The sequence below is a fragment of the Brevibacterium sp. 50QC2O2 genome (assembly GCF_024580675.1).
GTDB lineage: Bacteria > Actinomycetota > Actinomycetes > Actinomycetales > Brevibacteriaceae > Brevibacterium > Brevibacterium moorei.
In genome coordinates this window covers 161,578-174,081 of sequence record NZ_JANIJZ010000002.1, presented here as the reverse complement: position 1 = coordinate 174,081, position 12,504 = coordinate 161,578, and the positions used below count along the sequence as shown (strand labels likewise).

The 12,504-nt window shown below is 67.5% G+C and carries 13 protein-coding genes and 1 tRNA gene; 10 read left to right on the top strand and 4 right to left on the bottom strand.

What is annotated here, in order from left to right:
- The first annotated feature begins 27 nt into the window (after positions 1-27).
- Together NQ038_RS02265 and NQ038_RS02260 are read left to right on the top strand one after the other, a co-directional pair.
- Positions 28-921 carry a putative RNA methyltransferase gene (locus NQ038_RS02265; RefSeq protein ID WP_257061745.1) on the top strand — a complete coding sequence of 298 codons (894 nt, stop codon included), beginning with the start codon at positions 28-30 and terminating at the stop codon, positions 919-921.
- 79 nt (positions 922-1,000) lie between these two features.
- Positions 1,001-1,507 (top strand): phosphoribosyltransferase, encoded by a 507-nt coding sequence (locus tag NQ038_RS02260; RefSeq protein ID WP_257061742.1) that lies wholly within the window; start codon positions 1,001-1,003, stop codon positions 1,505-1,507.
- A gap of 58 nt (positions 1,508-1,565) precedes the next feature.
- Here NQ038_RS02260 and NQ038_RS02255 read toward each other — a convergent pair whose 3' ends face one another.
- Complete coding sequence (locus tag NQ038_RS02255; protein WP_257061741.1) at positions 1,566-1,811, bottom strand: DUF2630 family protein; 246 nt, start codon at positions 1,809-1,811, stop codon at positions 1,566-1,568.
- A gap of 56 nt (positions 1,812-1,867) precedes the next feature.
- On the opposite strand from NQ038_RS02255, the gene NQ038_RS02250 reads away from it, so the two are divergent.
- From NQ038_RS02250 to NQ038_RS02235, 4 genes are all read left to right on the top strand, one after another.
- Positions 1,868-2,524: a mismatch-specific DNA-glycosylase gene (locus NQ038_RS02250; protein ID WP_257061739.1), complete on the top strand. Its 657-nt coding sequence runs from the start codon at positions 1,868-1,870 to the stop codon at positions 2,522-2,524.
- A 74-nt stretch (positions 2,525-2,598) separates the two neighbouring features.
- Positions 2,599-2,985, top strand: coding sequence for a hypothetical protein (locus tag NQ038_RS02245; protein WP_257047149.1), 387 nt, complete (start codon positions 2,599-2,601; stop codon positions 2,983-2,985).
- Positions 2,986-3,086: 101 nt separating this feature from the next.
- Positions 3,087-3,157, top strand: a tRNA-Gly gene (locus NQ038_RS02240).
- Between the two features lie 202 nt (positions 3,158-3,359).
- Positions 3,360-4,826: a peptide MFS transporter gene (locus tag NQ038_RS02235; protein WP_257047148.1), complete on the top strand. Its 1,467-nt coding sequence runs from the start codon at positions 3,360-3,362 to the stop codon at positions 4,824-4,826.
- On the opposite strand, the gene NQ038_RS02230 is transcribed toward NQ038_RS02235, so the two are convergent.
- Positions 4,801-6,126 carry a peptide synthetase gene (locus NQ038_RS02230; protein WP_257061738.1) on the bottom strand — a complete coding sequence of 442 codons (1,326 nt, stop codon included), beginning with the start codon at positions 6,124-6,126 and terminating at the stop codon, positions 4,801-4,803. The two genes, NQ038_RS02235 and NQ038_RS02230, sit on opposite strands and share 26 nt — an antisense overlap.
- A 62-nt stretch (positions 6,127-6,188) precedes the next feature.
- On the opposite strand from NQ038_RS02230, the gene NQ038_RS02225 reads away from it, so the two are divergent.
- The 4 genes from NQ038_RS02225 to NQ038_RS02210 all read left to right on the top strand — a co-directional run bounded on the left by NQ038_RS02225 (position 6,189) and on the right by NQ038_RS02210 (position 11,100).
- Positions 6,189-6,989: an alpha/beta fold hydrolase gene (locus NQ038_RS02225; RefSeq protein WP_257061737.1), complete on the top strand. Its 801-nt coding sequence runs from the start codon at positions 6,189-6,191 to the stop codon at positions 6,987-6,989.
- Positions 6,990-7,192: 203 nt separating this feature from the next.
- Positions 7,193-9,187: an anthranilate synthase family protein gene (locus NQ038_RS02220; protein ID WP_373456765.1), complete on the top strand. Its 1,995-nt coding sequence runs from the start codon at positions 7,193-7,195 to the stop codon at positions 9,185-9,187.
- A 40-nt stretch (positions 9,188-9,227) separates the two neighbouring features.
- Positions 9,228-10,025 (top strand): NAD(P)-binding domain-containing protein, encoded by a 798-nt coding sequence (locus tag NQ038_RS02215; RefSeq protein WP_257061736.1) that lies wholly within the window; start codon positions 9,228-9,230, stop codon positions 10,023-10,025.
- A gap of 61 nt (positions 10,026-10,086) precedes the next feature.
- Positions 10,087-11,100: an NYN domain-containing protein gene (locus NQ038_RS02210; RefSeq protein WP_257061735.1), complete on the top strand. Its 1,014-nt coding sequence runs from the start codon at positions 10,087-10,089 to the stop codon at positions 11,098-11,100.
- 84 nt (positions 11,101-11,184) lie between these two features.
- Here the strand turns inward: NQ038_RS02210 and NQ038_RS02205 are convergent, their stop codons facing one another.
- Positions 11,185-11,871: an NAD(P)H-binding protein gene (locus NQ038_RS02205; protein WP_257061733.1), complete on the bottom strand. Its 687-nt coding sequence runs from the start codon at positions 11,869-11,871 to the stop codon at positions 11,185-11,187.
- A gap of 118 nt (positions 11,872-11,989) precedes the next feature.
- The gene (locus NQ038_RS02200; protein ID WP_257061732.1) at positions 11,990-12,406 is read right to left on the bottom strand and encodes a VOC family protein; all 417 of its coding nucleotides are present in this window, start codon (positions 12,404-12,406) and stop codon (positions 11,990-11,992) included.
- Between the last annotated feature and the right edge of the window lie 98 nt (positions 12,407-12,504).

The window sequence follows — 12,504 nt, the reverse complement described above, 5'->3', positions numbered from 1 at the left end:
CCGGCCCGGGGCGACTACACTGCACCTGTGCACCCCGATCAGAGATCCCGTCCGGCGAATGCCCCGTCTTCCACTGCGGCGCCCACTACCCGCGAACGAGTGCTGGCAAGGCTGCGCTGCCCGGTCTGCGCGGAACCGCTGCAAGCGGCCGAACACGATCTGCGCTGCCCTGCCGGCCATAGTTTCAACATCGCCCGGCAGGGGTATTTCGGCCTGCTCTCCGGCTTCAAGGCCACCAGCGGAGACGATGCCGCGATGGCGCTCGCCCGCGATGCGTTCCTGGCATCGGGAGCCTACGCTCCGCTGGCAGCCGAGGTCGCAGCCCAGGCCGCGGCCGTCATCGGACCGGCTGCCGATCCCTTCATCGTCGAGGCCGGGTGCGGCACCGGCTACTATCTGGCCAAAGCCCTCGAACGGATCCCACCGGCCACCGGTTTCGGATTCGATACGGGCGTGCGCGGCCGGCGCCTGGCCGCGCACGCCCACCCGCGGGCTGCGGTCGGCTCCTGGGACGTGTACCGTCCCTTCCCTCTGGCGAAGGCCTGCGCCGATGTCGTCCTCGATGTCTTCTCCCCGCGCAATCCGGCTGAGTTCCGACGTGTGCTGGGGCCTACCGGCGGGGTCGTCATCGCCCGGCCGACCGCGCAGCACCTGCGCCAGTTACGCGCCGAAGTCGTCGATATGGTCCACATCGATCCGGCCAAGGAGGCCCGCCTGCACAGGGCTTTCGACTCTGACTTCACGGAGACCCACAGCGCCACCGTGGAATTCGATATCCATCCCGATCTGGACCAGGCCCGCGCCCTGGTGGCGATGACGCCCTCGGCCAGGCATCTGGATCCGGCCACGCTCACGGCCGCACAGGTACCCGAGGTGATCACCGCCTCGGTGATTGTCAGCACATGGCGCCCCCGCGGCTGAGATTCCGGCGCGCACTGCCCGCACCGGTGCACTACCCTGGAGGGCATACCCTTTTCATCAGCCCAATCGGGAGGAACACGTGGCCTATCACGCAGATTCATCGGACCTCGACACCAAGGAAATCCTAACGTGGGAGACGTTCGGCACGGGTTCGCGTGAACTCGCACAGCAGATCGTCGACTCCGGATACACCCCCGACATCATCATCGCCGTGGCCAGGGGCGGCCTGTTGCCGGCGGGCGCCCTGTCGTACAACCTCGGTGTGAAGCTCTCCGATGCGATCAACGTCGAGTTCTACACCGATGTCCACGAGACCCTGCCCGATCCCGTCCTGCTCGCACCCCTGCTGGACACCGAATCGATCGCCGGGAAGAAACTTCTGGTCGTCGACGACGTCGCCGATTCCGGCCGCACCCTGGCCCTGGTACTGGACCTGCTGCGCAGCCACGGTGCCGACGTCAAGTCCGCCGTCATCTATGCGAAGTCCGCCTCGGTCGTCCTGCCCGACTATGTGTGGAAGCGCACCGATGAGTGGATCGTCTTCCCCTGGTCGGCGTTGCCCCCGGTCGAACCCCAGCAGGCCTGAGACAGGTTGTGATTGTGGGCCCGGCACCGTTGCAGGTGCCGGGCCCACAATCGTCTACTCAGTCCAGATAACCCTCGACCTGGTCTGCGGGACGCTCCCGGGCCAGGTCCGGGTTCTCACCGGCAGCGCGCAGCGCCTGGCGCCGCCGCAGGAGGTCCCAGCACCGGTCCAGCTGGATCTCGATGCCCTTGAGCTCCTGCATCTCCTCTTGCGAGGAGATCTCCTTGCGTTGCAGCTCGGCGCGCAGTTCGTGTTCACGTTCGACCAGCTGTGAGATGTCGTCATGAATGCTCGACTCGTTCATGTTCCGATTGTCACACAGTCCTACTGCACTGTCATGCGTCGAACTATCCTGGTCCCATGCGCATGCGAAGACCCTCTCCCCTGGGCGGTCGCAGGCCCCGGCGCGCTGAGCTGGCGGCCTTCGCCACAGTCGACTCCCCCGCGGTCGACGACCTCCTCCCCGATCCCGGGTGCCCACTGCGGATGCTCATCGTGGGAGTCAATCCGGGCCTGTGGACCGCAGCGGTCAACGCCCCCTTCGCGCACCCGGGCAATCGTTTCTGGCCCTCCCTCCACGCCGCCGGCCTGACCCGCCGCAGGGTCGACGCCGCGGCGGGACTCCTCGACTCCGACGCCGAGGATCTGCTGGCGCGCGGGGTCGGGATCACGAATCTGGTCGGCCGGGCCAGCGCCAAGGCATCCGAACTGACCCGCGATGAGCTACGGGCCGGGGCGCGCTGCCTGATCAACCGGCTCCCCGAGCTGCGACCGCGCAGCGTGGCCATCGCCGGCATCACCGCGTTCCGGCAGGCCTTCGATCTGCCGCGGGCCGTGCTGGGGCTCCAGGACCCTGCGCTGGTCCCCGGCTGGCCCCGAAGCGTCCGGCTGTGGGTCGTGCCGCAGCCCAGTGGCCTCAATGCGCATGAGAATGTGGAGTCCCTGGCGGAGAAATGGCTGCGGGTTTGGGATGATTCGGCACAGGATTCCGTAGCGGATTCGGAATCACCGGGCTGATTCGAGTACCCCTCCAGTGTTTTGTGACGTAACCTGAAGTACGTATCCAGAAACGTTCCGCTCGGACCCGGGAGGTGAGCATGCGCAATGCCGTCTTCTGGTCGATTTCCGGCGCGAGCTGGTTCCTGGTGATCGGCGTGTCATGGGCTGTCCTCGAACACCGCAACGGACTGCCCGTTCCCATCGCTTTCGGCCGGGCCGCCTATTTCGTCCTCATCCCCGCCTTCCTCGCCGCCTGCACCGCGGTCCTGTTGTGCCGGGCCCGGCCGATGCTGCAGTGGATCTGCTCGTCCCTGGTCGCGGTCCTCGCAACGGCCGGGCTCGCGTGGATCTTCGACACCGCCAACGATCTGGGCTTCTTCGGATATGCCGATTTCGCCTGGATCATCTACGGTCTGCCCATCGTGGCGGTAGCAGGCGGTGCAAGTGTCGTCGACTACGTCAACCGCACCTACCGATAGTCCCAAGGCATGGCTCCCAACATGGCTCCCAGGCCGACTGCGCACCGGGTTTCGGCTCGATTGGGAAATCCGGCACCGACCGGTGTAGAGTAAAACATGTTGCGGGCGTAGCTCAATGGTAGAGCGCTAGCTTCCCAAGCTCGATACGCGGGTTCGATTCCCGTCGCCCGCTCGCACAGAACCCCGTGTGACCACTGGTCACGCGGGGTTCTTCCATGTCAGGGGTGGCTGCGCTCGCAGTTTGAGCACGACTTGAGCGCGCCCCACCGTGAATAGTCATCCACCCCGGTGCATTGCCCACCATGTGGACAGTGGTAGGGTTTCGCCTTGGCATTGTGCCCGGAACAGTATGAAACCCACATGAAAGAGAAATAATGTCTTCGACCGCATCCGCGGAGCGGACGTCGCGCAAGGGATTCTTCGGCCACCCCTGGGGGCTTGCGAACCTCGCCGGCGTAGAAATGTGGGAGCGTTTCAGCTTCTACGGCATGCAAGGGCTGCTCGCCTACTACATCTACTATGCGACGACCGACGGCGGCCTCGGCATGTCCGAAGCCGTCGCCACTTCCATCGTGGGCGCCTACGGCGGCCTGGTCTACCTCTCCTCCGTCCTCGGCGGCTGGATCGCCGACCGCGTGCTCGGTGCTGAGAAGACCGTCGTATCCGCCGCCGTCATCGTCATGATCGGCCACCTGTCCCTATCGCTGCTGCCCGGCGGCTTGGGCCTGGGCATCGGCCTGGTGTGCATCGCTCTGGGATCGGGTTCCCTCAAGGTATCGACCTCGACCACTCTGGGCGACCTCTACGACCTGAAGGACAACCGGCGCGACGCGGCCTTCTCCATCTACTACATGGGTGTGAACATCGGCGGGCTGATCGGACCGCTGGCCACCTCGGCCCTGTGGGGCTGGAAGGGCTTCCACTGGGGCTTCGGCCTGGCCGCCGTGCTGATGGCCGTCGGCCTGGTCCAGTACCTCGCGATGCGCCGCCACACCCGGACCGAATCCAGCTCGCACCCCACCAGCCCCCTGAGCCGGGCCGAGGCGCTGAAGTGGATTGTGATCGCCGTGGTCGCGATCGCCATCGTCGCCGTAGCCGCGGGACTGGGCTGGCTCAACGCGGGAAACCTGGCCAATGTGGTGGTGGTCGTGACGATCGTGGCCGCCGTCGTCCTGTTCTGCGTGATCGCGGCGAGCAAGAAGATCACCGCGATCGAGCGCAGCCGCGTGTTCGGTTTCATCCCGCTGTTCATCGGTTCGGCAGTGTTCTGGTCGCTGTTCCAGCAGCAGTTCACCGTGCTGGCAATCTACGCCGATCAGCGCCTGGACCGGAATCTGTTCGGGATCGTGCTGCCGCCGTCGATCGTCCAGTCGATCAACCCGTTCTTCATCATCGTCTTCGCCGCCGCCTTCGCCGCCATGTGGACCAAGCTCGGCGACAAGCAGCCCAGCACCCCGGTGAAGTTCTCGATCGGCACGATCGTCATGGGCATCGCGTTCTTCGTGTTCATCCCGCTGGCCGGCGGCGGCGCGAACTCCGTGCCGATGCTCGTCATGGTGCTCGTGTACTTCCTGTTCACCATGGCCGAACTGTGCCTGTCGCCAGTGGGCCAGTCCCTGGCCACCAAGCTGGCCCCGCAGGCCTTCCATTCGCAGATGGTCGCCCTGTTCTTCCTGTCGGTCGCGCTGGGCTCTGCTGCTTCGGGCTCCCTGGCCGGTTTCTACTCCGCCGACGCCGAGGTCCCGTACTTCCTTGTGATCGGCGGTATCTCCGTGATCGTGGGCATCCTGCTGTTCATCTTCCGCCGGCCCATCCTCAAGCTGATGCAGGGCGTGCGCTGAGCGTTCGCAGTTCCTCAACCACTCGATCGAGCCAGGTGCCCACATGGTGCCTGGCTCGCAGTGTGTCCGGGTACCGGCAGCGCAGGTGCAGCCCCTGGTCGTCGACGATGAACCACAGCATGACGCCGTCGGTCGAGACCCTGGCACTGACATACTGGGCGTCCAGTCCCACCGAGTCGATCCGCACGGGCAACCGGCGCAGGTCGAGCCAGCTGATGGCGAACATCTCCGGAGTCCGGGGCATGCCGCCGAACGGCGCCAGGACCTCCGCCAGCGGATGCGAGCCCAGGCCGATCGCCTCTTTCAGCGCGGCGGCTGCCGAAAGGGGGTCGGTTCCCGGCACCTCGATAACGGAATTCGTGATGAACCAGCCCACCGAGTCGTGCCAGCGCTCCTCATAGCGGCTGTGCACCGGGAACACCGCGCGCAACGGCCTGTCCGCCAGCTCCCGCGTCACCTGCGCCATGGCCGCGATGACCAGGGCCAGGGTGGACACGCCCTCGGCACGGGCCCTCTCCGAGAGGGCGGCGGCCTGCTCCCGGTCGAGCACATCGCGCACCTCGACACGTTCGGGGCCCGGCTGTGCCGCGCCCAACGGCAGGGGGAAGGTCGGCATCGCATCGCCGCCGGCGTGCAGGATCTGCGCCCACCGGCGGCGGACCCCGGCCGGGGCGGGCCGGCGCTGCGCCAGCGCCCTGGTGTGCGCGGCGAACTCCTCGGGCAGTGCGCCCCGCGGCCGTGCGGCGTCCCCCGGTTCCCCGAACCCGCGCGCGGCCTCGGTCGCAGACAGCGCCGTCAGCAGGTCGCGGACGATGACGAGCATCGACCACATGTCCACATGCGCATGATCGGCCGCGATGACCACGGTCGGCGCTGTGGCGGTCTCCACCACGCACAGCCGGTGGGAGGGTCGGCTGTAGGGCCGGCAATAGTCGTCGAACACCCGGCCCAGCGCCTCGTTGACGGCCTGCCCGGGTCCCACGGGGTGTTCCGCCCAGCCCCCGGGACCCACCTGAACCCGGTGCAATTCCGGGCCGTCGGGGCCCGGGGTGAAGACCGAGCGCAGGGTCCCGTGCCTGGCGATGACCTCGAGCCAGGCGGCGGCCAGCGCTGCGCGATCACAGGGTGCGGGCAGCGTGAAGCTCAGGGCCATCCACGAGCCCGGCCGATCCCCCTCGCCCACATGGCGCGCCTGGTCGAAGGACACCGGCAGCTCTTCGCCGGGTTCGGAGACACTGACGTCGTAGCCGAACACGCGGCCGAACGGCAGACGCAGCCAGGTGATGTTGCTCAGCCTCATAAATGTATTCTAGATCACATATAGGCATTCGAGTCCCAAGCCCATCACCCCAGGAGCAGCCCATGCCCAGGTTCACCGTCCCCGGCGCCCAGCTCGACTACGAGATCAGCGATGAGGGCGGCCACCCCGTGGTGCAATTGCACGGCCTGACCTCCAGCCGGTCGCGCGACAGGCTGATGGGACTGGACCTGGGGCGCGGACTCAACGGCACCCGCTTATTGCGCTACGATGCCAGGGCCCATGGCCGCTCCACCGGGCGCACAGAGCCCGCCGACTACCGCTGGTCGGTCCTGGCCGAGGACCTGCTCGCCCTACTCGACGCCGTCTTCCCCGGCGAGCGCGTCCACGGGGTCGGGCCCTCGATGGGCGCCGGCACTCTACTGCACGCGGCCCTGGCCGATCCCGGCAGGTTCTCCGGGCTGACCCTCATGCTCCCGCCCACCGCCTGGGAGACCCGCGTCCCACAGGCCCGCCGCTACCGCGAATCAGCCGAACTCGTCACCGCCGGCGGTCTTGCGGCATTCATGGCGGCCGATCGGGACGTGGTGCCGCCCCCGGCCACCGTCGGACGGCCGCCCAGCCCGCCGGACATCCCCGCCACACTGCTGCCCTCGGCACTGCGCGGAGCCGCACTGTCCGATCTACCCGCTCCCCTGCTCATCGCCACGATCGGCATTCCCGTGACGATTCTGGCCTGGACCCACGATCCCGGCCACCCGGTCAGTACCGCCGCAACCCTGGTCGAGGTCCTCCCCCACGCCACCTTGGAAGTCGTCAGCTCGCCCGAGGGAGTGTCCTATTGGCCCGGCGTGCTGCGCGATGACGTGGACCGCGCCGGCACCCGGTCCCTGCGACAGAGCTGAGTCCACGCCCGCCGGGCGTGCGGCCGGACCGGCGGGCGTGCTATGTTGGTCCCGTGCACGCGAAACAGACTCTGCAGAACAACTGGTGGCCCGCCTGACCGGCGGCCCATTCGCGTACTCGAATCCAGACCGCCCCGTCGTGGCGGTCTTTTTCGTTTCCCGTTCGGGGATCGCCCACGGAGCCCAACCTCCCGGAGGCACCCTTGAACCCCAGTCCCGCACCCGCTGACACTCCCACTCCCCTCCAGCGCATCACGGCGCTGCGCAGCGCGACCACTCCCTTCGCCCTCATCTCCCGCGGCAACGGCGTCGAACTCCTGACCGGCACCATCGCCGATGTGCAGCAGTTGGCCGACATCCCCCTGCACGATGACGCGGGAAGCGCCCGCGAGGTCCTGGCGATGGTGCCGTTCAACCGGATCCGCGAGCGCGGATACGCCGCACTCGACGACGGCGCACCCCTGCGCTGTCTGCTGGTCGACGAGCACTCAAGCCTGCCGCTGGCACAGACCCTGGACGCCCTGCCCAAACAGCTGCCGCGCGTACACGACGCGGGCTTCACCACCTCGGATGAGGAGTACGCGCGGATCGCCCGGCAGGTCATCGACCGGGAGATCGGCACCGGCGCAGGGGCGAACTTCGTCATCCGGCGTGATTTCACCGGGCGCGTCGACGCCGACCCGAGGACCACAGCGCTCGCCTGGTTCCGTGCCCTGTTGGAACGCGAGCGCGGGGCCTACTGGACCTTCGCCATCGTGCTGGGCGATCTGGTGGCCGTGGGCGCCAGCCCCGAGGCCCATGTCGTGGCCCGCGGCGGCGCGGTGACGATGAACCCGATCTCCGGGACGTTCCGGCATGTGAACGGCCAACCGGACCCCGCGGCCTTCGCCGAATTCCTCAACTCGACGAAGGAGACCGAGGAGCTGTTCATGGTCGTCGACGAGGAGATGAAGATGATGTCTCAGGTGTGTTCGTCCGGTGGGCGGATCAGCGGGCCCCGGCTCAAGCGGATGTCCCGGCTGACCCATACCGAGTACGTACTGCGCGGCGCCTCGCAGGAAGATCCGCGCCGAGTCCTGCGCCAGACGATGTTCGCCCCGACGGTGACGGGCTCGCCGATGCAGAACGCCTGCTCGGTCATCGCCCGCTACGAAACCTCGCCCCGTGGCTACTATTCCGGGGTTGCGGCCCTGTTCAGCCCGGAGGCCGCCGGCGGCCATGAGCTGGATGCGCCAATCCTGATCCGCACCGCATATCTGCGCGATGGCATGATGAGCGTCTCCGCAGGGGCCACCTTGGTCCGGCACTCCGATCCCCTGAGCGAGGCCGCGGAGACGGCGGCGAAGGTCTCCGGCCTGCTGCGCGCGATCGGCGTGGACATCGCGACTGCGCCGATCGGAGCCACGGCGGCTCCCTCGGCCGGACCCAGTGCTCCGCCCGCCGGCTCAACGGCACCCGGGGAACTCTCCAGCACCGAAGTCGAGGCCCTGCTGCACGCCCGGAATTCCCGACTGGCGGCCTTCTGGTTGCAACGTCAACCAGCTCTGAGCACGCGCAAGGCCCTGCGGGCGCCCTTCACGGGTTTCACCGCGGTGGTGGTCGACGCCGAGGATCGGTTCTCGACCATGTTGGCCCATCAGCTGCGCCATTTGGGGTTGGACGTCGAGGTCGTCGCCTGGGATGCGGTGACCGAGGCCAGGATCACCTCCGCCGACCTGCTCGTCGCAGGCCCCGGCCCTGGCGATCCGCGGGATCGGACCGATCCGCGGATCGCGCGGATGCGTCAGCTGATCGTTCATCGTCGGGCGGCAGGGCGGCCCCTGCTGGCGGTGTGCCTGAGCCATCAACTGCTGGCGCTCGAGTGCGGCCTCGACCTGCGGGCCCTGGACGAACCGCATCAGGGCGTACAGCTGAGTGTGCCGGTGTTCGGCGCCGACGCCCGAATCGGGTTCTACAACACCTTCGCGGCCCGGGTTGCTCCCGGCACCCTGCACGCCGGCGGAGCCGAGGTCGCGGCCGATCCGGTGACAGGGGTGGTGGCGGCACTGCGCGGGCCGGGCTTCGCCTCGGTCCAGGGGCATCTGGAGTCCGTGCTGTCCACGGACGGCTTGACGACGCTGACCCGGCTGGTCGCCCAGGCGCTGGGACACTCCAAGCCCAGATTGGAATCCGCCCCGGTGGCACCCGCGGTTCGTTAGGCTGGAACCCGACATCGGACACACGACTCAGGAGGACAGGATGACGACTCGGAAGACGGCACTGGGCGACGGGGACACGATCGGCTTCATCGGCGTGGGCGAGATCGCCCGGGCCATGGTCGAGGGCCTGGCCGGAGGGCCGGGGGCGCCCGCGATCGTACTCTCCCCCAGGTCGCGGGAGACCTCGGCCGAGCTGACCAAGCGCTATCCGCAGGTGTCCGTGGCCGCCGACAACCAGGCGGTCGTCGAGGCCGCTGGAACCATTGTCCTGGCGGTGCGGCCCGACCAGCTACACGAGGCCATCGCCGAACTGAACTTCGGTGCGGACACGCTCATCATCAGTGTGCTGGCCGGAGTCTCGGCAGCCGAGGTCGCGGCTGCCGCGGGCGGTGGTGTGGAGGTGGTCCGGGCGATTCCGATGCCACCGGTGTCCCACCGCGCAGGGCTGACGGTGGTGTGGCCCGAGCATCCTGTTTCCAATGGTCTGTTCGACCTGCTCGGCGGTGCCCTGGTCGTGGCCGATGAAGCCCAGCTCTCGGTGTTCTCCGCAGCCACCGGGGCGGTCACCGGAGCCCTGGAGTACATCCGACAGGTGGCGGTCTGGACGGCTCAGCAGGGGGTACCCCCACAGGTGGCCGAGCCCTTCATCCGCGCTACCTTCGCGGGATTGGCCCCGGCCCTGTCGGATTCCAGCCGCGATATGGCCGAACTCGTGCGCGATCATGAAACGCACGGAGGGTTGAACGAACAGCTGCGGACCGGATTCTTCGATGAGGAGGGCAGGTCCCGGCTGGTGCGCGAACTCGACGGGCTGCACACCCGTGCGGCGCAGGGCTGAAACCCTGTTCCGCAACCGGTCGTTTCACCCCGCTGCCAGCTTGGCCCCGTAGTATCACAGTATGAGATATGCGATTCTTGTCGATGCAGGTTATTTCTACTCGGGTTTGGCTACGAACATTACCGGTTCGTCGAATCGTGCGGCCGTGAAGGTCCACGAATCGTATTTGATTCAGAAGCTGGTGGAGCAGGCGCACTTCGACTGCGGAGGCGAATTGCTGCGGGTGACATGGTATGACGGTGCAAAGGACGGGATCCCCGACCATCACCAGCAGCACATCGGACAGCTGCCTGGTGTGAAACTGCGGATGGGGCGGATCAACCCCTATGGTGAGCAGAAGGGCGTCGATCTGCGCCTGGGCCTTGATCTGGTGTCGATGGCCGTCAATCGGACGGTGCAGACCGCGTATATCGTATCGGGAGACGACGACCTGTCGGAGGCCGTCGAGGACGCTCAGGATCTGGGTCTACAGGTCAAGGTCATCGGTATTCCCAAACCGGACAATGTGGAACGAGCCCTGGGCGTGGCCTACAACCTGTCGCTGGTGTCCGACGGCGTGCTGACGATCGACCCGAAGACGATCGCCACGGGGGCCCAACGCAGGTTGGCCGATAAGGAACCCGGCGAAGCACTCGAGGCGGCGCTGGATCCCGATTCCACCAGCTCGACTCCGTCATCGCCCAGTCCCAAGGACCTGGCCAAACGGCCCACCCCCGCGATGATCGCCGAACGGCAGGCACAGGCCCAGGCGAAGGCGGCACAGGCCGCGCAGATGGCGCCGACCTCCGTGCTGGCGTATTCCTCCGACGGTGGTGTGATCGAGCACGGCGGTCACGGGTCCATTCCGCTCGAGCAGATCCAGGAGGTCGCCCGGCTGACCGCCAAGGTCTGGTTGGACACCGCGACCGAGACCGAGGTGCGCCAGCTCATGCACGACAAGCCCACCGTGCCCCCGGAACTCGACCGCCTGCTGCTCAACGACCTGGCCAATGCCAGTGGCGTCTACGATGTGCCGTTCTGGGCCAGGTACGAACTGCGCGACGAGTTCTGGGTCGCGATGGATCAGTGGCGGTGACCCGGCGCTCCCCCACCGGGAGCCCCGGGGACCCGCTCCGGGACCGGGCGTGAACCCTGCTCCGGGGACGGGGCCGCCGAGGACTCAGCCGATGGCCTCGGCGATCGGGGTCGATCCCTCATAGAAGTTGACGGTCGCCCTGGAACCGGAGCCGGTGGCGATCACATGGGCGATAACCGCGGCAACGGTATCGCGAGACGTCACGGACTCCTCACGGGTGGGCTTGCGCCCGGCGATATCGCCATTGGCGTCCGCGATGGTCACCGATCCGGTGGCCGGGCTCAGAGTGAGTAGGCCGGGCCCCAGGATCGTGTAGTCCAGGTCCGTGTCCCGCAGGTGGGCGTCCGCCGCGTGCTTGGCCACGACGTACGGATAGAAGGAGTCCGCCGGATCGACCCGGTCCAGATCGATGCCCACCGTCGCATAGGACACGATGACGAATCGCTCGACTCCCGCTTGAGCTGCCGCGTCCATTGCCCGGACGGCCGCCACATGGTCCACGGCCTCCGTGCGGGCCGGGCTACCGCCGCCCGCACCGGCGGAGAACACGATCGCCGCGGCCCCGGCGAACAGTTCGGCCAGCTGATCGACCGAGGCGTCTTCGATATCGAGCACCACGGGATTCCCGCCTGCTGCCTCCACGTCTGTTGCCTGGGCCGGATTGCGGATCACGGAGTCGACCCGGTACCCGGCCGAGACCAGCCTGGGTGCGGCCAGTAGGGCGACCTTGCCGTGTCCGCCCAGGATCACCACGCGCTTTTCGTCTGTCATCTTCGCCTCCCGGCTCTCGCTGATGGGTGTACCCCATTCACCCTACGCCGTGAGTCGGACACGCCTGGCGGCCCGATACGACTCCAAACCGGCCGGACGGCCGCATCCGCCCGCACCGTCATTCGCAGGAGAAGGCCCACATGACTCCGAAGCGGTCGAACACCTGTCCGTACCAGCCGCCCCAGGGCGCCTGCTCGAATGCCATCCCCTCCTGCCCGCCCCCGGCGACGAGTTTGCCGATCAGTTCCCGGGCCTCATCCGGGGTGTCGGTCGTGTACAGCAGCGAATACGCGGTGCCCCGGACCGGGTAGTCCCCCTCGGTGTCCATTGCGTCGCCGCCGGCGATGCTGCCGCCCGGCAGGTCCAGGGTCGCATGGGCGACGGCCTGGGGATCGGGTTCGAAGGGCATTCCCTCGAGTGAGGTGTCACCGTAGCGCAGGATCATCAGCTCACCGCCGAAGACCTCGTGCCAGTGTTCCATTGCCTGCGCTGTGGTCCCAGGCAATGCGATATAGGTTGCAAGCGAGCGTGTCATGGCTCCTCCTCGGCCACACCGGCCCTACGCCACTGTGGCATCGTGCAGTGGATAGTGGAGTCCAAGTATTCCATGCCATTAGCATTCTGCCTATGGGT